Source organism: Methylobacterium sp. 285MFTsu5.1 (assembly GCF_000383455.1).
Lineage (GTDB): Bacteria > Pseudomonadota > Alphaproteobacteria > Rhizobiales > Beijerinckiaceae > Methylobacterium.
In genome coordinates, this window is the sequence record NZ_KB911284.1 from 92,710 (window position 1) to 112,185 (window position 19,476).

A 19,476-nucleotide genomic window follows, 5' to 3' on the forward strand; every position below is an offset into this window, starting at 1 on the left:
TCCCTTCTCTCGCGCGGGGTCAGGCTTCGGCGACGAGGTGGGCCACCAGGGTGGCGGCGGCGCACAGATCCGCGATCCGCATCGCCTCGTCCGGGTTGTGGCTGCCGTTCTGGTTGCGGATGAAGATCATCGTGCTCGGCACGCCCTGGCCGGCCAGCGTCGCGGTGTCGTGCCCCGCCCCGCTCGCCATCGTGCGGAACGGCGTCCCGAGCCGGCGCGCGTGGCCGGACAGGGCCTCGACCAGCGCGGCGCTCATCCGCGCCGGCGTGCTGCCGGTGCGCTCGCCCAGCACGAAGCGTACCGAGCGGGCGGCCTCGATGGCGGCGATATGCTCGGCGAGCGCCGCCTCGACCCGGTCGAGAACGGCCGGCTCGGTGCTGCGCACGTCGAGGCAGAAGCGGACCTCGCCGGGGATCTTGGCGAAGGCGTGCTGGACCGGGTCGGTGGCGACCTCGCCCAGCGTGATCGTGGCCGGGCATCCCTCCGCCTCGAGCGCGCCCCAGAGGCCGTCCAGGCCGGTGATCAGGTCGGCGAGGGCGAAGACGGCGTCGCTGCGCTCGCTCCGCGCCACGGCGCCGGAATGGCCGTAGCGGCCGAAGCAGGCCGCCTTGCGGTAGCGGAAGCTGCCGCTGATCGCCGTGACGAAGCCCACGGGGAGCCTGGCCGCCTCCAGCGCCGGGCCCTGCTCGATGTGCATCTCGACGAAGCCGTGAATCCGCGCCGGATCGAGGAGCCGCGCGCCCCGCGCCACCGCCTCCGGCCGCAGGCCGAGTTCGGCCATGTGGTCGCGCAGGCTCCGGCCGGTATCGGCGCGGGGGAGATCGAGCACCTCCGGCGGCAGCAGGCCGAGCGCGGCCCGGCTGCCGACGTAGGAGGACGGGAACCACACGCTCTCCTCGGCCCGGAACACCGCCACCGTCACGGGACGCGCCGGCACGATCCCCGCCCGGCGCATGGCCTCCACGGCCGCGAGGCCGCCGATCACGCCCGCCGCCCCGTCGAAATTGCCGCCGTGGGGCACCGTGTCGACGTGCGAGCCGACCATCCAGGGCGCCAGTGCCGGGTCGCGGCCCGCCATCGTCAGGAACAGGTTGCCGGCCGCGTCGGTCTCGGCGGTGAGCCCGAGTGCCAGCCCGGTGGCTCGCATCAGGGCGTGGGCGCGCTCCTCGCCGACGCCGTAGGCCGCCCGCGTCACGCCCGGCGCGTCCTGGCTGAAGCTCAGGAGCTCGGCGAACAGGCCCGCGCAGAGATCCGGATCGATCGCGAGCCGGGTCATGCCGGCTGCCGCGCGGGTCCGACCCGGTTCATCGGCTGAACAATGAGGCACGCGCCCGGCGCGGTCGCGAAGGGAATACCGGGGTCCGGAAGCTCGATGACCATGTCGGAGGCAGCCATGCTCAAAAATACCGCTTGAATGCCGGCGGTATACCGGTTCTGCTAAGGCATCCCATCCAGCTTGGCAATGTAAAACGTTGCCGGATGAAAAATTAAATCTCCACATTGAGAGATTTGATGCACAATAACACAGTCACGTAACGCGTTCTGCACGCTGATCGAAGCATTGATCTGCGCCGCGATCGCACGACATCAGGTTCGACGATGGCTCAGATCGATACGGCCGCGCCCCCGCTCCTGAAGATCAGGAAACTGCACAAGAGCTACGGCACCAACGAGGTCCTGAAGGGCATCTCCCTCGACATCCACGAGGGCGAGGTCGTGTCGATCATCGGTGCGAGCGGCTCGGGCAAGAGCACGTTCCTGCGCTGCCTGAACCTCATGGAGACGCCGACCTCCGGCTTCATGGATTTCGAGCGCTTCGCCTTCGACTACGAGCAGGGCGCCCGCCGCCAGCCGACGCCGCAGCAGCTCTGCGAGTTGCGGGCGCGGATCGGCATGGTCTTCCAGAGCTACAATCTCTGGCCGCACATGACCGTGCTGGAGAACGTCATCGAGGCGCCGATCCGGGTGCGGCGGATGCCGCGCCGGCAGGCCGTCGCGGAGGCGGAGGCGCTGCTCCAGCGCATCGGCCTCTACGAGAAGCGGCACGCCTACCCGTCGAAGCTCTCAGGCGGGCAGCAGCAGCGCGTGGCGATCGTGCGCGCCCTGGCGATGGCGCCCAAGGTGATGCTGTTCGACGAGGTGACCTCGGCCCTCGATCCGGAGCTGGTCGGCGAGGTGCTGGCGCTGATGGGCTCCCTCGCGGCGGACGGGATGACGATGCTGCTCGTCACCCACGAGATGGCCTTCGCCCGGGATGTCGGCACCCGCACCCTGTTCTTCGACGGCGGCGTGATCGCCGAGGACGGGCCGCCCGACGCCATCATCGGCGCGCCCCGGAGCGAGCGGCTGCGCCAGTTCCTCCGGCGCGTCCTGCACCAGCCCGCCGCGCCGGGACAGACGGCGTGAGCCGCCGGCCCATCACCGGGGAGAAGGGACAGCGATGAGCGTCGCGGCGTTGCAGGAGTGGTGGCTCACCCTCTCGGACGAGGTCGTCACCTACGGCCCCGGCTTCCTCTCGGCGACCCTAGTGGTGCTCGGCGTCACGGTGGCGAGCATCCTGGTGAGCTGGGCCTGCGGCCTGCTCGGGGCGCTGGGCAAGCGCTCGTCCTTCGCGCCCTTCCGGGCGCTGGCGAGCTTCTACGTCTGGTTCATCCGCGGCACGCCGACCCTCGTGCAGGTCTTCATCGTGTATTTCGGCATGCCGCAGGTCGGGGTGAAGCTCTCGCCCGTGACCGCCGGCATCATCGCGCTGGGTGTCAGCAGCGGCGCCTACGTGGCCGAGACGATCCGGGCCGGCCTCGCGGCGATCCCCCGGGGTCAGGTCGAGTCGGCGCTGGCGCTCGGCATGAACCCGCGGATCATGATGGTGCGCATCGTCCTGCCGCAGGTCTTCCGCATGATCCTGCCGTCGCTGACCAACGAGGCGATCTCGGCGGTGAAGAATACCTCGCTGCTGTCGACGATCACGGTGGTGGAGCTGACGCTCTACGCGCAGCTCATGATCGCCACGACCTTCCGGCCGTTCGATTTCTACATCGCGGCGGCGCTGATCTACCTCGGCCTCACGTCGATCCTGTCGCAGCTCTCGGCCTATTTCGAGCGGCGCTACGCCCGCCTGTCCTGAGCCCCCCCGCCGCGGGACGGGCCGCGGCCGATCCTTCCCGCCCCGTCCCGAGACCGGAGATCACCATGAACCGCCGCCACGTCCTCGCCCTCGCCGCCCTCTGCGCCAGCCTCGGCGCAGGGATCCTCGCCGCCCCCGCGACCCGCGCGGCCGAGGGCAAGCTGGAGCTGATCGAGCCCGGCAAGCTGATCGTGGCGACGGACAGCACCTTCGCGCCCTTCAGCATGCGCACGCCGAGCGGCGAGCTCGACGGGCTGGAGGTCCGGGTCATGCGCGAGGTCTGCCGCCGGCTCGGGCTCGAGTACAGCCCGGTCAACATCAAGTTCGACGCCCTGCTGGTGGGCCTGATGGCCGACCAGTACGACATCACCAGCGAGTCGATGGACATCACCCCCGCCCGGCAGAAGCAGGTCGCCTTCGCGGACGGGTGGCTCGAATCCGGCGCGCGGATCGTCACCCGCAAGGATACCGGCATCAAGGGGCCGGCGGATCTCAAGGGCCGCAACGTCGGCGCCCTCTCGGCCTCGACCTTCGGCAAGCTCGCCGAGGAGAACGGCGCCACCCTGAAGAGCTACAAGACGGCCGCGGACGCCATGCAGGACCTCGTCGGCGGCAACATCGACGCGGTGATCAACGACGCGGTGGCCGGCAACTACGCCATCAAGGCGCGCAAGCTGCCCCTGGTGATGATCGAGACCCCGCTGAGCACGGTCCAGAAGGGCTTCGCCATCAAGAAGGGCAAGCCGAACCTGCACGCCGCCGTCAACAAGGCGCTCGGCGAGATGGTCGCGGACGGTACCTACGCCAAGCTCGTTACCCCGCTGATCGGCTATGATCCGGCCCCGAAGGAGCCGATCCGCACGCCCGCCATGTGAGCGGGCACGGCGGACGCGCGAGAACAAGAATGGGGAGCGGCTGAGCCGGCCGCTCCGGGAGGACACCATGAAGACCCTCGACGCCGCGTCGTACACGACGGCGCTCAGTGCACGGCGCGAGCAGAGCCTCGGCCAGATGGCCTACGACCGCCTGCTCGACATGCTCGTCCGCCGCGACCTTCCGGCCGGCACCGTGCTGCACGAGCGCCGCCTCGCCGAGATGCTCGACATCTCCAGGACCCCGACCCGCGAGGCGATGTCGCGGCTGGAGACCGAGGGGTTGATCGAGCGGCAACCCGGCGGGATGCTCGTGGTCAAGGAATTCTCCCTGCGCGAGCTGATCGAGATCCTGCATGTCCGCCGCCTGCTGGAGCGGGAGAGCGTCGCGCTGGCCACCGGCCGCATCGCCGACGCGGTGCTGGCGGACCTGCAGCGTCAGATGGAGGCACTCTTGGCGGCGGGCGACCCGGACGCGCCGGGCAACTGGGAGGTCGACCGGCGCTTCCACGACCTGATCGCGGAGCACAGCCAGAACGCGACCCTCGCCAAGACGATCAAGGACCTGCGGCTCAAGACGCAGATGTTCAACCTAAGCCGGATGCCCGAGCGGTTCGAGGCGGTCCATCGCGAGCACCTCGCGGTGGTCGCCGCCCTGCGGGCCAAGGACGCGGCGGCGGCGGCGGACGCGATCGCGGCCCATCTCGAGAATTTCAAGCAGGGCATCATCCAGCGCCTGAGCGAAGTCTGAGCGAAGTCTGGGACGAGGGCGGCGCGATGCACGAGTTCACGGAGCTGCGCGGCCGCGAGGCGGCCTTCCCGGAGGCGGAGTTCGCCGCCCGGCAGGCGGCGGCCCGGGCCGCCATCGCGGGTGCCGGCCACGACGCCCTCGTGGTGACCGGCCCGGAGACGATCTACTGGCTGACCGGCCGCCAGACGGCGGGCTACTTCGCCTTCCAGGCACTCCTCGTGCCCGTGGACGGCGACCCGGCCCTCCTGGTCCGGCAGCTCGAACTGCCGGGCGCGGCCGCCAACACGTGGCTCGACGACATCCGGGCCTACCCGGACGGCGCCGACCCGGCCGCGGCCCTGGCGGCCCTCGTGCGCGGGCGCGGGGTCGCCCGGCCGGCCCTGGAGCGGGACGGCTGGTTCGTCGCGCCGGCGCTCGCGGCGCGGATCGACGCCGCCCTCGGAAGCGGCCCGCTGCCCGACGGATCCGGCCTCCTCGCCCCCCTGCGGGCGGTGAAGTCGGCGGCCGAACTGGCGGCGATCCGGGCCGCCGCCCGGTACGCGCAGGCCGGTCTCGCCGCGGGGCTCGACGCCTGCGCGGCCGGCACCGACGAGAACGCCGTCGCCGCCGCCATGCTGGCGGCCGCAACGGCCGCCGGATCCGAGGCCATGGCGATGGAGCCGCTGGTCGCGTCGGGACCGCGCAGCGGTCTGCCGCACATGACGTGGCGGCGCCGCCGGCTGGAGCCGAGCGACGCGGTCTTCCTTGAGCTCGCCGGCAGCCACGCCCGCTACCACGCGGCGCTAATGCGCAGCGTCTGGATCGGCCCGCCGCCGGCCGAGGCGCAGCGGATGATGGACTGCGCCCTGCGCGCCCTCGACGCGGCGCTCGGCGCGATCCGCCCCGGCCATCCCTGCGCCGCCCCGCACGCGGCGGCGCAGGCCGTGATCGACGCGGCGGGCTACGGCCCGGCCTTCCGCAAGCGGATCGGCTACTCGATGGGCGTCGCCTTCGCGCCGGACTGGGGAGAGGGTGCCCTGCTCTCGCTGTTCACCGGACAGGACCGGCCGATCGAACCCGGCATGGTCTTCCACCTGCCGGCCACCCTGCGCCGCTACGGCGCCTGGACGGTCGGCGCCTCGGAGACCGTCATCGTCACCGCAGACGGGGTCGAGCCCCTGTCCGACCTGCCGCGCACCCTGTCGGTGCGGTGAGGCGTTGCTTTCACAAGCGGAGCTTGAACTGACGGGCCGCCGTACCGCTCCCGCGGTCGCGGACTGGTCGGCGACGCCGAGCGGGAGCCGGCCCCATTCCTGCAAGCGATGCCGGGCCGGGCTTCCCGCGGGGACCCGGCCCACCGGTGCGTGGTGCCGGAGCGGAGCGGGAGGTCTCGGATGAAGCGACGCACGCTGTTGCAGGGAGCCGGCGCCCTCGTCGCCGGCGCCGTCGCGGCGCCGGCCCTCGTCCGCGCGGAGGCGGCCCGGACCCTGCGCTTCATCCCGCAGCAGGATCTCGTCACCCTCGATCCCGTGACGACCTTCGCGTACATCACCCGCAACCACGGCTACATGGTCTTCGACACGCTCTACGGCATGGACGCGGCCTATCGCGCCACGCCGCAGATGGTCGAGGGCCATTGGGTCGAGGCGGACGGGCGCCGCTGGGACTTGATCCTGCGGGCGGGCCTGCGCTTCCACGACGGGACGCCGGTGCTGGCCCGCGACTGCGTCGCGTCGCTGCGGCGCTGGGCGAAGCGCGACCCGTTCGGCGGCTCCCTCATGGAGGCGACCGACGAACTCTCCGCGCCCGACGACCGGACGATCCGGTTCCGCCTGAAACACCCGTTCCCGCTGCTGCCAATCGCGCTGGGCAAGGCGTCCGTCCCGGTCTGCGCCATGATGCCGGAGCGCCTCGCCGCCATCGACCCGTTCCAGCAGGTGCCGGAGCTCATCGGCTCGGGACCGTTCCGCTTCAAGCCCGACGAGCGGGTGCCCGGCGACCGCGTCGTCTACACCCGCTTCGAGGACTACGTGCCGCGCCCGGACGGCCCGCTGACCTGGACCTCGGGTCCGAAGGTCGTCCATTTCGACCGGGTCGAGTGGCGCGTCATCGGCGACACCTCCACGGCGACCTCCGCGCTGATCGCCGGCGAGACGGACTGGCAGGAATACGCCTCGCACGACCAGATCGCGCTCCTGCAGGCGGCCAAGGGCGTGAGCACCCGCGTTCTCGACCCGACCGGCTTCGTGACCATGCTGCGGGTCAACCACCTGCAGCCGCCCTTCAACAACCCGGCGATCCGGCGGGCTCTCTGGGGCGGGATCGACCAGACCGCGTGCATGCAGGGGGTCGTCGGCGCCGAGGATCCCGGCCTGTTCCACGTGCCCCTCGGCTTCTTCTGCCCGGGCACGCCGATGGCCTCGACGGACGGGTTGCAGCCGCTCACGGATCCGCGCGATCCGGCGCGGGTGCGCGCCGATCTCAAGGCGGCCGGCTACGGCGGCGAGACCGTGCTGCTGATGGTGCCGTCGAACTCGGCGCCGCTGCTGGCGCTCGGCCAGGTCGCGGCCGACCTGCTGCAGCGGGTCGGCATGACGGTGGAGGTCTACGCGGTCGAGTTCAACGCGATGCTGCAGCGGCGCAACCGAAAGGGGCCGGTCTCGGAGGGCGGCTGGAGCGCCTTCGTCACCAACTGGTCCGGCATGGATTGGCTGAACCCCGCGGGCTACATCGCCCTGCGCGGCACCGGCGAGAGCGGCTACGCCGGCTGGGCCACGACCCCGCGGATCGAGTCCCTGCGCGACGCGTGGCTCACCGCCCCGGACGAGGCGGCGCGTGCCGCCCTGTGCCGGGACATCCAGCTCCAGGCGATGCAGGACGTGCCCCACTACCCGCTGGGCCAGTACCTGCAGCCGACCGCCTACCGCTCCCGCCTCACCGGGATCCTCGACGGGTTCCCGACGTTCTGGAACGTCCGGCCCGCCTGAGGGGGCGAGTTCCGGGGCCTCACAGCCCCGGGAAGGTCGGCGGCGCGATGGCGTCGGGGCCGCGCCCGGCCCAGTCGAGCTGCCGGACCTGCGCGAGCGCGCGGCCCTGCGCCTCCTCCAGCGCGGCCGCGGCGGCGGCGTAGTCGATCGTCAGGGCGCGCCCGTCGCGGACGATCTCGCGGCCGCCGACGAAGACCTGTCGAACCGCGCGGTCGCCGGCCGAGTAGATCAGCGACTGCACGGGATCGCGGCACGGGCGCATGGCCGGATGCCCGCAGTCCACGAGCACGAAGTCGGCCTTGCAGCCCGGTTCGAGCCGGCCGATGTCCTCGCGCCCGAGCGCCCTGGCGCCGCCCACCGTGGCGGCGTGGAACACGTCCGCCGCGCGGGTGTCGCGGGGATTCTCGGCGACGACCCGGGCGAGGTACGAGACGAGGCGCATCTCGTCGAGCATGTTGTGCGGGTAGACGTCGGTGCCGATCCCCATGTTGACTCCGGCCTGGAGGTAGCGCCCGAAATGGTGGAGCGCGATGCCGCGCCGGGCGAAGACCGTCGGGCAGTGGGCGACCGTGGCGCGGCGCTCGGCCAGGCGGCGCAGGTCCGAGCCCGGGCTGTGCCAGTGGGTCCAGGGATGGTCATCGAGGAAGATCCCGTGGCCCACGATGGTCCGCTCGGTGAGCACGCCGAGATCGTCGAGCCACTCGATCGGCGTCATCCCGGTGCGGCGGGTGATCTCGTGGAATTCCGACAGGGACTGCGCCGCGTGGGTGTGGAAGCGCAGGTCGCGCGCGACCGCCTCGGAATGGGCGTCCCGCAGCAGCTCCGCCGTGCAGGTGTCGACCTGCGCCGGGCAGAGCATGCCGGAGAGGCGGCCGCTCGGGTGCCCCTCCGCCGCCGCGATCTCGGCGAGGGCCTGCTCCAGGCCGCGCTGGCCCGCCGCCGCGTCCCACTCGTAGTCCACGCTGTGGCCGTTGCGGGTGAGCCAGCGCCCGGAGCGGAACATCGGGGCGATGCAGACCCGCAGGCCCGAGGCGCCGAGGAGATCCAGCCAGCCCGCGCTCGGCAGGGCGAGGTCGCAGACGGTGGTGACGCCCGAGAGCGCGAGTTCGGCGAGCGCCACCCCGTAGGCGGCCCGCGTCCCCTCCGCGTCGGGCCGCAGGATCGGCAGGTACTCGTAGAGCGAGGTGTTGTAGAGCCGCTGGCTGCCGACCTCGTCCCACATGCCCTTGTTCATCGGCTCCGAGAACAGGTGGGTGTGGATGTCCACGAGGCCGGGCATGACCAGACAGCCGGAGGCGTCGACAGTCCGGGCCGGCTCGGGACCCGCGTAGCCCGGCCCGACATGGATGAGGGCGCCGTCCGCGAAGGCGACGTCCGCGCCGGTGCGGTAGACGTGACTGCCGCTGTCCGGATCCCAGGCGACGACCCACCGGGCCCCCTTCACCAGCGTGATTTCGGCGGTGGCGTCCGGAGCTTCGTCCTGCATCGATAACCTCTCCCTTGCGTAAGCGGGCGGGCAAGAACGGTGCCTTCCGGTCGGATCGGCGGCCATGCGGCCCGGGTTTCGCTTGAGGTCTTCCGCGGTCACGATGGGTCGGTCGACGTCGCGGCATCGCGGTCGATCCCGATCGACCGGTATTCAGAGGGAAGGCGCCATGCGGCCTCGCGACACCACCGAGCCCGCGCGCATCCTGATCATCAACCCGAACGCGTCCCGGGCGGTGACGGCCGCCATCGACGCCGCCCTGGCGCCGCTGCGGCTGCCGGGCGGCCCCATCCTCGCGGTGACCGACCTGCCGGAGGGCCCGGAGAGCATCGCGACCCAGCGGGACGCGGATTCGGTGGTGATGCCGCTCGTCCGGTGTGTGGCGGACGATCCGTCCGACGCCTTCGTGATCGCCTGCTTCAGCGATCCGGGCCTGCACGCGGTCCGGGAGGCGGCGAGCGGTCGCCCGGTGATGGGCATCGCCGAGTGGGGGATCCTGCGGGCCCTGACGCTCGGGGAGCGCTTCGGCATCGTGGCCCTGTCCGAGGGCAGCGTCCGGCGCCAGCGCCGCACGGTGCGCCAGATGGGCCTCGGGGATCGCTATGCCGGGAGCCGGCCGGTGGAGGCGCGGGCCTCCGAGACGGCGGACGCCGCGATGGGCCCGCGCCTGATCGCGGCCGGTCGGACCCTGGTCGAGCGCGACGGCGCCGACGTGGTCGTGCTCGGCTGCGCCGGCATGGCGCGCCACCGGGCCGCCGCGGAGGCCGCGATCGGGTGCCCCGTCATCGAGCCCTGCCAGCAGGCGGCCGCCGCGGCCCTCGGGGCCGTGCTGCTCCGGGCCGCCCCGTGAGAAGGAACCGGCGATGCAGTACGACCTCCTGATCCGCGGCGGTACCTGCGTGACGCCGTGGGGCACCGAGACGGCGGATGTCGGGATCCGCGACGGGCGCATCGCGGCCCTCGGGGTCCCGGCCGGAGCGACGGCGGAGGCGGTGATCGACGCCGCGGGCCTGCACGTCCTGCCCGGCCTGATCGACAGTCACGTTCACCTGCGCGATCCCGGCGACCCGGCGGTGGAGACGATCGAAACCGGCACGCGGGCCGCGATCCTCGGCGGCATCGCAACCCTTTTCGACATGCCAAACACCGTCCCGCCGATCGCCGACGCCGGGCGCCTCGCCTGGAAGCGCGACTACGTCGCGGGCCGCAGCTGGTGCGACATCGGCCTCTACGTGGCCGGCACCAAGACCAACATCGACGCGCTCGCCGCCCTGGAGCGCGAGGCGGGGGTCTGCGCCGTCAAAGTCTTCGCCGGCAGCTCCACGGCGGCGCTGATGATCGAGGACGACGCGCATCTCGAGCGGGCGATGCGCGCCGGCCACCGGCGCATGGCCTTCCACAGCGAGGACGAGTACCGGCTCCAGGCGCGCAGGCCGCTGTTCAGCCGGGGCCAGCCCTACCGGACTCACATGGAGTGGCGCGACGCGGAATGCGCCTTCCTGGGCACGCGGCGCCTCATAGCCCTCGCCCGCAAGACCGGCCGGGCGACCCACATCCTGCACGTCTCGACCGCCGAGGAACTCGCCTACCTGCGCGACTTCCGCGACGTCGCCACCGTCGAGGTGCTGGTCAATCACCTGACCCAGGTGGCGCCGGACTGCTACGACACGCTGGGCGGCCTCGGCGTGATGAACCCGCCAATCCGCGACGCGCGCCACCGGGCGGCCGCCTGGGCGGCCCTGCGCGACGGCACCGTCGACACGGTCGGCAGCGACCACGCGCCCCACGCGCGGGCGGCCAAGGCGCAGCCCTGGCCGGACTGCCCGGCCGGCCTCACCGGGGTCCAGACGCTGGTGCCGGTAATGCTCGACCACGTCGCGGCGGGGCGGCTGTCCCTCGCCCGCCTCGTCGACCTGATGGCAGCCGGGCCGGCCCGCGTCTACGGGCTCCTCGGCAAGGGCCGCATCGCCGCCGGCTACGACGCGGACTTCACCCTGGTGGACCTGAAGGCCCGCCGCAGGATCGAGGAATCCTGGATCGTGTCGCCCTGCGGCTGGACGCCCTTCGCGGGCGTCGACGTCACCGGCTGGCCCGTCGCCACGATCGTGCGCGGGATCCCCGTCATGCGCGACGACGCGGTGCTGGGCGAGCCCGTCGGCCGCCTCGCGCGCTTCGCCGCCTGACGGGGCGCCCGTCAGGCGGTGCAGGTCTCCGCCACGAGCCACGTCGTGAGGATCGCCACGGCGTCGAGCAGGTCGTCGATCGCCATGGCCTCGCGGGGATTGTGGCTGCCGTTGGCGTTGCGCACGAACAGCATGGCCATCGGCACGCCGGCCTTGGCGAAGGCGGCGGCGTCGTGGGAGGCCGGGCTGCCGAGGGGCCGGGTCGCGATGCCGAGCGCGTCCGCGGCCGCCGCGAACCCGTCGCGGATCCGCGGCGCGACGGCGCCGACGCCCGCCTCGGCGCGCGGGCCCAGCGTCACCGTCACGGCGCGCCGCGCGGAAACCTCCGCGACGGCCGCCAGGAACGCCGCCTCCAGTTCCGCCAGCACCTCGGCCGCGTAGGCCCGCATGTCGAGGCTGAACCGGAACTCGCCCGGGACCGTGGTCAGGCCGTGCGCCGCGGCGTCGGTGTGGAACCGGCCGAAGGTCACGGCCATCGGGCAGCCGGCCGCCTCGCGCTCCGCCCAGACCCGGTCCAGAGCCAGGGCGATCTCGGCCCCGGCCATGGCGGCGTCGCGCCGGAAGCGGCGCGGCGTCCCGACATGGTCGTAGCGGCCGGCGATGCGGACGTCGGGATAGCGGACGTTGCCGGGGATCCCGGTGCACAGCCCGACCGGGATCCCGGCCTCCTCCAGGCTCGGCGCCTGCTCGATATGCACCTCCAGGAAGGCGTGGATCGCGGCGGCGTCGAGGGCCGCCGGTCCGCGGGCGAGCGCGTCCGGGTCGCCGCCCTCCCGGGCGATGTGGGCGGCGAGGCTGAGGCCGGTGTCGATCCGGGCCGCGTCGAGCGCCCCGTCCGGCAGGGCTCCGAGCGCCGCGCGGCTCCCGATGTACGAGACCTGGAACCAGACGCTCTCCTCGGCGCGGATGCCCAGGACGGTGATGTCCCGCTCCGGCTCCAGACCGAGCCGGCGGATGGCCGCGACGGCGGCGAGCCCGGCCACCACGCCGGCGGCCCCGTCGAAGTTGCCGCCCTGGGCCACGGTGTCGAGGTGGGAGCCGATCAGGATCGGCGGCAGGGTCCGGTCCCGTCCGGGCAGCGTCATCGCGGTGTTGGCGGCGGCGTCCCGGCCGATCGCGAGGCCGAGATCCGCCGCGCAGCGCGCCACCACCGCGTGCGCCGCGGTCTCCTCCGGGCTGTAGGAGGGCCGGGTGAACCCGGGCTCCGTCCGGCCGCACCGGGCCAACTCCGCGAACAGGGCCTCGACCCGGCCGCGCTGCGCGCGCACAGCTGCCGAGATGGCGGACACGCGGTCCATCGCTACGCCTCCCCGAGCGCCGGTCCCCGGGACGGGCCCGCCGGTGCCCCTGCCACTTTCGTGCCGGCCCGCCGGATCACCGGGACCGAGTCTGCCGGATCGCCGGGCGCGCGGCCAGCCGCGCGGGTCAGCCCCGCGGCGCGGGGTCGTTGCCCGGCCGGATTCCGGCGGCTATCGCCGGTCCCGGCAGGCGGGCGGAGGTTCTGCAAATGAAGACGATCGGGTTCCTGTCCTTCGGGCACTGGTCGCCGACCGGCGGATCGGCGACGCGCAGTGCGGCCGACACACTCCTCCAGTCGATCGACCTCGCGGTCGCCGTGGAGGAGCTCGGGGCGGACGGCGCCTATTTCCGGGTCCACCATTTCGCGCGCCAGCTCGCCTCGCCCTTCCCGCTGCTGGCGGCAGTCGGCGCCCGGACGAAGCGCATCGAGATCGGCACCGGCGTCATCGACATGCGCTACGAGAACCCGTTCTCCATGGTCGAGAATGCCGGCGCGGCGGACCTCATCGCGGGCGGACGCCTGCAGCTCGGGCTCAGCCGCGGCTCGCCCGAGCAGGTCATCGACGGCTGGCGGCACTTCGGCTTCGCCCCGGCCGAGGGCGAGACGGACGCCGATATGGGGCGCCGGCACACCGAGGTCTTCCTCGACCTCCTGAAGGGAACGGGGTTCGCCGAGCCCAACCCGCGGCCGATGTTCGCCAACCCGCCGGGACTCCTGCGCCTGGAGCCGCAATCCGAGGGGTTGCGGGACCGCATCTGGTGGGGATCGGCCTCCGACGCGACCGCGATCTGGGCGGCGCAGCAGGGCATGAACCTGCAGAGCTCGACCCTGAAGGCGGACGAGACCGGCGAGCCGTTCCACGTCCAGCAGGCCAGGCAGATCCGCCGCTACCGGCAGGCGTGGCAGGATGCGGGGCACGCCCGCACGCCGCGGGTCTCGGTCTCGCGCTCGATCTTCGCGCTCGTGAACGACCTCGACCGCGCCTATTTCGGGCGCGGCACGAGCAGCGACCAGGTCGGCATCATCGACAACATGCGCGCGGTGTTCGGCCGCTCCTACGCCGCGGAGCCGGACCGGCTGGTTGACGAGCTGCGCGCCGACGCGGCGATCGCGGAGGCCGACACCCTGCTGCTGACGGTCCCGAACCAGCTGGGCGTCGCCTACAACGCCCACCTCATCGAGAGCCTGCTCTCGCACGTGGCCCCCGCGCTCGGGTGGCGCTGAGCCGACCTCCGGCCGGGTTCGCCGGCGCCGAGGGCATGCAGCTCCTCGGCCGGCCCTATCTTGGGACCTGGCCCGCCGGCCTACCCATCGCCGCGAGCGTGCGGTAGCCTCCCGTCGGCCCGTCACGCGGTGCCGCTGTGCCCGAGTCCGGCACTTGTAAGGGGATCTCCGGGATGCCGCGCCCGTTGGACTGGAACGCGTTCGCCGATGCGTGGTGCGCCGCCTGGAACGCGCACGATGTCGAGCGGGTGCTGGCCCATTTCCACGACGACGCCGTGTTCACCTCGCCGGGCGCCGCGCGGATCGTTCCCGCTTCGGGCGGAACGGTGCGGGGCAAGGATGCGCTGCGCGCCTACTGGACCGAGGCCCTGCGGCGGATCCCGGACCTCCACTTCGCGGTGGAGCAGGTCTTCGCGGGCATCGACACGCTGGTGATCCAGTATCGCAATCAGAAGGGTGTGAGCGTCAGCGAGGTGCTCGTCTTCGAGGACGGCCGCGTGCGGGCGGGGCACGGCACCTACCCGATCGGCGTCGACAACCCCGTCGGTGCCGCGGCGGGCTAGAGCCGTTCGCGATGCGGCCGCGCCGGCCTCGGCGGGGCCGCCCGCATCGCAACCGGGTCCGTGCGCGTTGGTTGGCGTCGCGTGGCGAACGGGCGCGGGCCCGCTGCCCGCAGCGGGAGACAAACCATGAGTGATGGCTACCCTTCGATGACGGCGCTCCTGGGCCTCCTCGCCCTGGCAGGCTACCAGAACCGCGACAAGCTCGCGGAACTGCTGGGCGGCGCCGGTCAGACCGCGCCGGCGGGCCCCGGCGGCCCGGCCGACGGCTCCAACAGCGCCTCCAACAGCGGCTCCGGTGCCGGCCTGGGCGGTCTCCTCGGCGGCCTGCTGGGCGACAGGCGCGGCGAGGCTCCCGGCGGGTTCCTGCACAGCGGCCTCGGCGAGATGCTGGACCGCTTCCAGCAGGCCGGTCACGGGACGGCCGCCCAGTCCTGGGTCAAGACGGGACCGAACCAGGAAATCGCGCCGCATCATCTGGAACAGGCGATCGGACCCGACGTCCTAACGGCTCTCACCCAGCGGACGGGACTGTCCCGCGATGAGCTGCTCTCCCGGCTGTCCCGCGAGCTCCCCCGGGCCGTCGACCGCTACACGCCCGACGGACGGATCCCGGCCTGAGGTCTGGCCGGCGGACGGATCCCGGCCCGACCTTGGGGGTCGGGACCGTCACGGTCGGCGGGGCGTGCGCGGCTTCGGCGCGGCGAGCCGGTGGGCCGCCGTCAGGGCCGACATCAGGGTCGCCTCGTCGACGATCGCGAGGTCGCACCGCGTCGCGCCCATCCGCCCCCAGCCGCCCGGAACGGGGCTGAAAGCCGCCGGCACCTGCTCGCAGAAGAAGTCGCGCAGGTCCGGGTCGAACATCAGGTTGATGTCGTGGCCCACCTCGTCCAGCGTCGCGAAGGTCTTGCGCGGCGTCCGGAAGGCCGTCCTGTGAAAATGGGGGGCGGAGGTCACCGCCTCCAACGTCGCGATGAGCGCCTTCACGCGCGCGATATCGACGCCCATCGCGGCCCTCCTCCCCTAGTTCGGGCACTCATACAACGATCTGCGTCCGCTCGCGTCCTCTTCCTGATTGTGGAGTTCTCCGCGCGAGAGGATCGCGATGGCGCGGTTGTTCCAGCTCTCGGACGACGCCTGGGCGCGGATCGAGCCGCTTCTGCCGCATGGCCGACCGGGCAAACCTCGGATCGACGACAGGCGGGTGATCAGCGGCATCCGGCACGTCCCGAAGGTCGGCTGCCGCTGGCAGGACACGCCCTCCGCCCACGGCACCCACACGACGATCCACAACCGCTACAACAGGTGGCTCATCGCGGGCTCTGACGGCCGACAGAGCCTGCGACGCGCAGAGCCTGGGGGATTGGCTCAAGAGCCACCGAACTGATCGCCACCATCCCGTCCACGGCCACGCGGACGGTGCCCTACAAGCACAGCCGGATCGCCGACCGGCGGCGCAATCGAGTCGCGCGCCTTTGCGGACACCTCAGAAACTGGCGGCCCGTCACGATCCACCACGATCGCTCGACCCATGATCATCTCGCCGCCGTCGCGCTCGTCTCCCGTGTCATCGCATGGGCCTGAATGAGCCCCCAGCTAGGATGCCGATCGCTCGGTTGAGCCTGTTTCATGATTGAACATTTTCCGGATCTTTCTGTAGCTCCTGGTCAGAGGCGCGACATAGGACCCGTACAGAGAGTTGTATTTCATCAACGTTTCGTCTTTGAGGCCAGAGATGCCGAATACCGGCATCTCGTTCCGACTCGGTCTGTAGGCAGTCCCGAACATCCAATCGAATATAGACAAATTTGTACCGAAATTTTTGTCCCAATGCGCCTGCACCTTGCTGTGATGTATCTGGTGCATATGCGGGCTGATCAGGAATTTATCGAAGAAACCCAAGCTTATCGGAAGATGGGAATGCTTCAGCGGATCGAGAGTGAGAAAAATAAAAACTTTCGATGCGACCCAAGATAGTGACGTTGCCTCAACGACGCTAAGACCGAACAGGAACATGAACAAGCCACCAGGCACGGCAGTCAGAAGCCCTCGAACGATGGCTTCGAGCGCCATCCCCACGGGATGGCCTCGCTTCGATGTCAGAGGGTTCAGAGTTTGCGCCGAATGATGGACTTTATGAAGCTCCCACAGGAACGGCACTTTATGCTCAACATAATGGCAGATAAAATCCGAGAATTCTACGACAACGAACACGACGATCGTGCAAATACTGGCATAAAAAATACTAAACTCGATATTCTTGAAATCCGGGAACAGTAGATGCGCGAGAGAACTATATGCATTGCAGCAAACAGCAGTGAGAAATATGGCAGGTATCACGATGAAACTGCCTGTCAATTTTCCAATGATGTATATTTTTACATCTGTGTGGAAGCTTTTTTCCGTGAGGACATTGAACGGCACGCAGTGCTTCGCAAGTCCACGGAGCGAGAATTTCGCGCGGTTCTTTGCAATATAAGCTACATAAAATGCCAGTCCGAACCCGAAAAACATTGTCCAGGTAATAAGCAACTGTGGCGCATGAATGATTTGCTTGAAAAAATCAGTCATCGCTCCCTCCAACGCAATTCAATCGATTCCAGAAAGGCAGGCGCCCACCAAAGCGATGTGGCCGACCCCACCAATATTGATCTAAAAATTGTCAGATATTAGACCTAGCGTCTATGTTCAATAAGTTTTTTGAGATCGCCCCTATTAACCCACGTCAAGGTCATTATATGAGCACCCATACGAGCGTGCGGCTCCGTCGCGGTGAGAGCGCTGCAGCACGGGCGCCGGGCCGGCACCTACGATCCGCTTTCGGACTGGAGGCGGGCCCAGCACGCCGGCGGCATCGGGACCCGGCCGGCGATGGGGATGCGCCCGGGATCGGCCTTTCCCCACAGGCCGCCTTCGCGATCGAGGGCAACACCACGCCTCGGGCGTCGCTCTGAACGCCGTCGTCGCCGTTAGGTGCCGATCGAGTCCAGATGCTGGGTCGGCGGCGGATCGGACCGCCCGCCCGACCGGTCACCCGGTCCGGCGCTCGCAGAATCGCAACCGGTTCCCGAACGGATCCGCCACCTCCAGCACCTCGCCCCAGGGCGCCTGCTCGATGCCGGGCCGGGCATAGCCGTAGCGCTGGTCGGTGAGCGCCCGGTGATAGGCCCGGATGCCGCGCATCGGCACGAACACGGTCGAGCCGGGGGTGGCGTCGCCGTGGTGCTCGGTCAGGTGCAACCGCAATCCCGCGCGGGCGACCTCCATGTAGAGCGGCAGACCCGGCTCGAACCGGTGCTCGAACCCGGGCGTGAAGCCGAGAAAGCCGCAGTAGAACGCGCGCGCCTTGGCCTCGTCGAAGATGCGCAGAACCGGCACCGCTTCCAGGAAACGGGGGCCGTCATCCGCGTCCCGGTCCAGGACGGCGCAGGCGGTGTTCCAGTCGTCGTAGCGCAGCCCGGCGGCGACGAGTTCGAGGGCGGCCGCGTGCGGGACGGCGAGGTCGCGGGCTGCCAGCGCGGCGCGCAGCCGCTTGGCCATGGTCTTGGCCTGATCGACGGTCGTCATGGTCCTCTCCCCGAGCCGGCGTCGGTCCGTCGGTGCCCGCATTGCCGACCCGGCGCCGGTCAGGGACACGGTGGGGGTGGGTCGTCCGCGATGCTTTCACCATCCCGGTTCCGGGGCGAGCGGCAGGCAGCATCGGCCTGGCGGCAGGCTACCCCGGCCGCGGCGCGGCCGCCAACAGGTTTGAGGGAAGGCTGACACGGGACCTGCCGGCTTCCGACGGGTCACGACCCCGTGCCGTGCGCACGGCCGGCCGGTCGCTGCCGCAGGCGGCGGTCTACCAGCGACCCGCCGCCTGGCGCTCGCGGAGCGCGATCTCGTCCGCGCTGGGTGGTTTGCTGGCGAAACTGCCGGTCTGGACCGCCCCGTCCCGCGCGAACACCGCGACGTGGACGCCCTTCGGCGAGTGGCTCTGCTCGACCAGCGTCCAGGTGCGGGCCGCCGCCGGGTCGTCCGCGTACCAGCGCTTGCCGCGGCCGAGCATGACCGGGAATGTGATCAGGACGAGCCGGTCGATGAGGCCCGCCGGAAGCAGCGCCGGATAGAGCCTGCTGCTGCCCTGGATGAGGAGGTCGGGGCCCTCGCTCTCCTTGAGGCGGGTGACCGCCGCGACGGGGTCGCCGGCGAGGCGGCGGCTGTTGTTCCAGTCGAGCGCGGCGTCGCTTCCGGTGACGACATGCTTGCGGATCGCGTTGAAGGTCGCGCCGATCGGCTGCTCGGCGTTGTGCGGCCAGTAGGCGGCGAAGATCTCGTAGGTGCGCCGGCCGAGCAGCAGCTCGTAATCGCCGCCGAGCAGCTTGCCCATCGGCCCGGCGAGCGACGCGTCGAAGTACGGGAAGGTCCAGCCGCCGTGCGCGAAGCCGGTCTGATCCTCCTCCGGACCGCCCGGTGCCTGGATCACGCCGTCGAGGGACTGGAAGAGGGAGCCGGTGATCTTACGCATGGGCGGAGTCCCCGCGGAGGGCAGCCTCGATCCGGGCGATGTCGATCTTGCGCATGGTCATCATGGCCTCGAACGCGCGCCGGGCCGCAGCCCGGTCGGGGTGGCTGTTGGCGTGCAGGAGCGCGCGCGGCGTGATCTGCCAGGAGAAGCCCCAGCGGTCCGTGCACCAGCCGCACGCGCTCTCCGCGCCGCCGTGGCCCACGACGGCGTCCCAGTAGCGGTCGGTCTCCGCTTGATCGTCGGTCAGCACCATGAAGCTGACCGCCTGGTTGGCCCGGAAGGCCGGGCCGCCGTTCAGGCCGACGAACGGACGGCCGAGGACGGTGAACGCGACCGTGAGTTCGTCGCCCGCGGACCCGCCGGGGAAATCCGAGGGGGCGTTCATGGGCGCGCCGACATGGCTGTCGGGGAAGGTCGCGGCGTAGAAGTCCGCGGCCTTGCGGGCCTCGCCGCGATCGAACCACAGGCAGGTCGTCAGCTTGTCGCTCGTCATGGCCGGACGC

Annotated in this window: 19 protein-coding genes and 1 pseudogene; 12 read left to right on the top strand and 8 right to left on the bottom strand. The window is 71.1% G+C overall.

Annotation, left to right across the window (positions count from 1 at the left end; translation table 11 throughout):
* Positions 1–19: 19 nt before the first annotated feature.
* A complete protein-coding gene (locus H288_RS0120705; RefSeq protein WP_020094488.1) occupies positions 20–1,276 on the bottom strand; it encodes a Zn-dependent hydrolase in 1,257 nt (418 codons plus the stop codon).
* A 323-nt stretch (positions 1,277–1,599) separates the two neighbouring features.
* On the opposite strand from H288_RS0120705, the gene H288_RS0120710 reads away from it, so the two are divergent.
* The 6 genes from H288_RS0120710 (at position 1,600) to H288_RS0120735 (ending at position 7,713) form a co-directional block, all read left to right on the top strand.
* A complete protein-coding gene (locus H288_RS0120710) occupies positions 1,600–2,406 on the top strand; it encodes an amino acid ABC transporter ATP-binding protein (RefSeq protein WP_020094489.1) in 807 nt (268 codons plus the stop codon).
* 34 nt (positions 2,407–2,440) lie between these two features.
* Positions 2,441–3,124, top strand: coding sequence for an amino acid ABC transporter permease (locus H288_RS0120715; protein WP_020094490.1), 684 nt, complete (start codon positions 2,441–2,443; stop codon positions 3,122–3,124).
* Between the two features lie 65 nt (positions 3,125–3,189).
* Positions 3,190–3,999, top strand: a complete 810-nt coding sequence (locus H288_RS0120720) for a transporter substrate-binding domain-containing protein (RefSeq protein ID WP_020094491.1) — start codon at positions 3,190–3,192, stop codon at positions 3,997–3,999.
* Between the two features lie 67 nt (positions 4,000–4,066).
* Positions 4,067–4,747, top strand: a complete 681-nt coding sequence (locus tag H288_RS0120725; protein ID WP_020094492.1) for a GntR family transcriptional regulator — start codon at positions 4,067–4,069, stop codon at positions 4,745–4,747.
* Between the two features lie 26 nt (positions 4,748–4,773).
* A complete protein-coding gene (locus H288_RS0120730) occupies positions 4,774–5,940 on the top strand; it encodes a Xaa-Pro peptidase family protein (protein ID WP_020094493.1) in 1,167 nt (388 codons plus the stop codon).
* A 180-nt stretch (positions 5,941–6,120) separates the two neighbouring features.
* Positions 6,121–7,713 carry an ABC transporter substrate-binding protein gene (locus tag H288_RS0120735; RefSeq protein WP_020094494.1) on the top strand — a complete coding sequence of 531 codons (1,593 nt, stop codon included), beginning with the start codon at positions 6,121–6,123 and terminating at the stop codon, positions 7,711–7,713.
* A gap of 19 nt (positions 7,714–7,732) precedes the next feature.
* Here H288_RS0120735 and H288_RS0120740 read toward each other — a convergent pair whose 3' ends face one another.
* Positions 7,733–9,199: an amidohydrolase family protein gene (locus H288_RS0120740; protein WP_020094495.1), complete on the bottom strand. Its 1,467-nt coding sequence runs from the start codon at positions 9,197–9,199 to the stop codon at positions 7,733–7,735.
* A gap of 169 nt (positions 9,200–9,368) precedes the next feature.
* Here H288_RS0120740 and H288_RS0120745 point away from each other — a divergent pair, with 169 nt between their 5' ends.
* Positions 9,369–10,049 (top strand): aspartate/glutamate racemase family protein, encoded by a 681-nt coding sequence (locus H288_RS0120745; protein ID WP_020094496.1) that lies wholly within the window; start codon positions 9,369–9,371, stop codon positions 10,047–10,049.
* Positions 10,050–10,062: 13 nt separating this feature from the next.
* The gene (locus tag H288_RS0120750; RefSeq protein ID WP_020094497.1) at positions 10,063–11,382 is read left to right on the top strand and encodes a dihydroorotase; all 1,320 of its coding nucleotides are present in this window, start codon (positions 10,063–10,065) and stop codon (positions 11,380–11,382) included.
* Between the two features lie 11 nt (positions 11,383–11,393).
* Here H288_RS0120750 and H288_RS0120755 read toward each other — a convergent pair whose 3' ends face one another.
* Positions 11,394–12,680 carry a hydantoinase/carbamoylase family amidase gene (locus H288_RS0120755; protein ID WP_020094498.1) on the bottom strand — a complete coding sequence of 429 codons (1,287 nt, stop codon included), beginning with the start codon at positions 12,678–12,680 and terminating at the stop codon, positions 11,394–11,396.
* Positions 12,681–12,889: 209 nt separating this feature from the next.
* Here H288_RS0120755 and H288_RS0120760 point away from each other — a divergent pair, with 209 nt between their 5' ends.
* From H288_RS0120760 to H288_RS0120770, 3 genes are all read left to right on the top strand, one after another.
* Positions 12,890–13,906, top strand: a complete 1,017-nt coding sequence (locus H288_RS0120760) for an LLM class flavin-dependent oxidoreductase (protein ID WP_020094499.1) — start codon at positions 12,890–12,892, stop codon at positions 13,904–13,906.
* Positions 13,907–14,079: 173 nt separating this feature from the next.
* On the top strand, positions 14,080–14,469 hold the full coding sequence (locus H288_RS0120765; RefSeq protein WP_020094500.1) for a nuclear transport factor 2 family protein: 390 nt from the start codon (positions 14,080–14,082) through the stop codon (positions 14,467–14,469).
* Between the two features lie 126 nt (positions 14,470–14,595).
* A complete protein-coding gene (locus H288_RS0120770; RefSeq protein ID WP_026605145.1) occupies positions 14,596–15,087 on the top strand; it encodes a YidB family protein in 492 nt (163 codons plus the stop codon).
* A gap of 48 nt (positions 15,088–15,135) precedes the next feature.
* Here the strand turns inward: H288_RS0120770 and H288_RS0120775 are convergent, their stop codons facing one another.
* Complete coding sequence (locus H288_RS0120775; protein WP_020094502.1) at positions 15,136–15,474, bottom strand: MmcQ/YjbR family DNA-binding protein; 339 nt, start codon at positions 15,472–15,474, stop codon at positions 15,136–15,138.
* Positions 15,475–15,571: 97 nt separating this feature from the next.
* On the opposite strand from H288_RS0120775, the pseudogene H288_RS35970 reads away from it, so the two are divergent.
* Positions 15,572–15,775, top strand: a pseudogene (locus tag H288_RS35970) (transposase); the annotation flags it as partial.
* Positions 15,776–16,062: 287 nt separating this feature from the next.
* Here the strand turns inward: H288_RS35970 and H288_RS34050 are convergent.
* From H288_RS34050 to H288_RS0120795, 4 genes are all read right to left on the bottom strand, one after another.
* Positions 16,063–17,037 (bottom strand): sterol desaturase family protein, encoded by a 975-nt coding sequence (locus H288_RS34050; RefSeq protein WP_081636503.1) that lies wholly within the window; start codon positions 17,035–17,037, stop codon positions 16,063–16,065.
* A 459-nt stretch (positions 17,038–17,496) separates the two neighbouring features.
* Entirely contained in the window at positions 17,497–18,033 is a 537-nt protein-coding gene (locus H288_RS0120785; RefSeq protein WP_020094504.1) for a glyoxalase superfamily protein, read from the bottom strand.
* Positions 18,034–18,307: 274 nt separating this feature from the next.
* On the bottom strand, positions 18,308–18,973 hold the full coding sequence (locus tag H288_RS0120790; RefSeq protein WP_020094505.1) for a dihydrofolate reductase family protein: 666 nt from the start codon (positions 18,971–18,973) through the stop codon (positions 18,308–18,310).
* Positions 18,966–19,466, bottom strand: a complete 501-nt coding sequence (locus H288_RS0120795; RefSeq protein ID WP_020094506.1) for a VOC family protein — start codon at positions 19,464–19,466, stop codon at positions 18,966–18,968. Before H288_RS0120795 ends, H288_RS0120790 begins: the two co-directional genes overlap by 8 nt.
* Positions 19,467–19,476 lie beyond the last annotated feature (10 nt).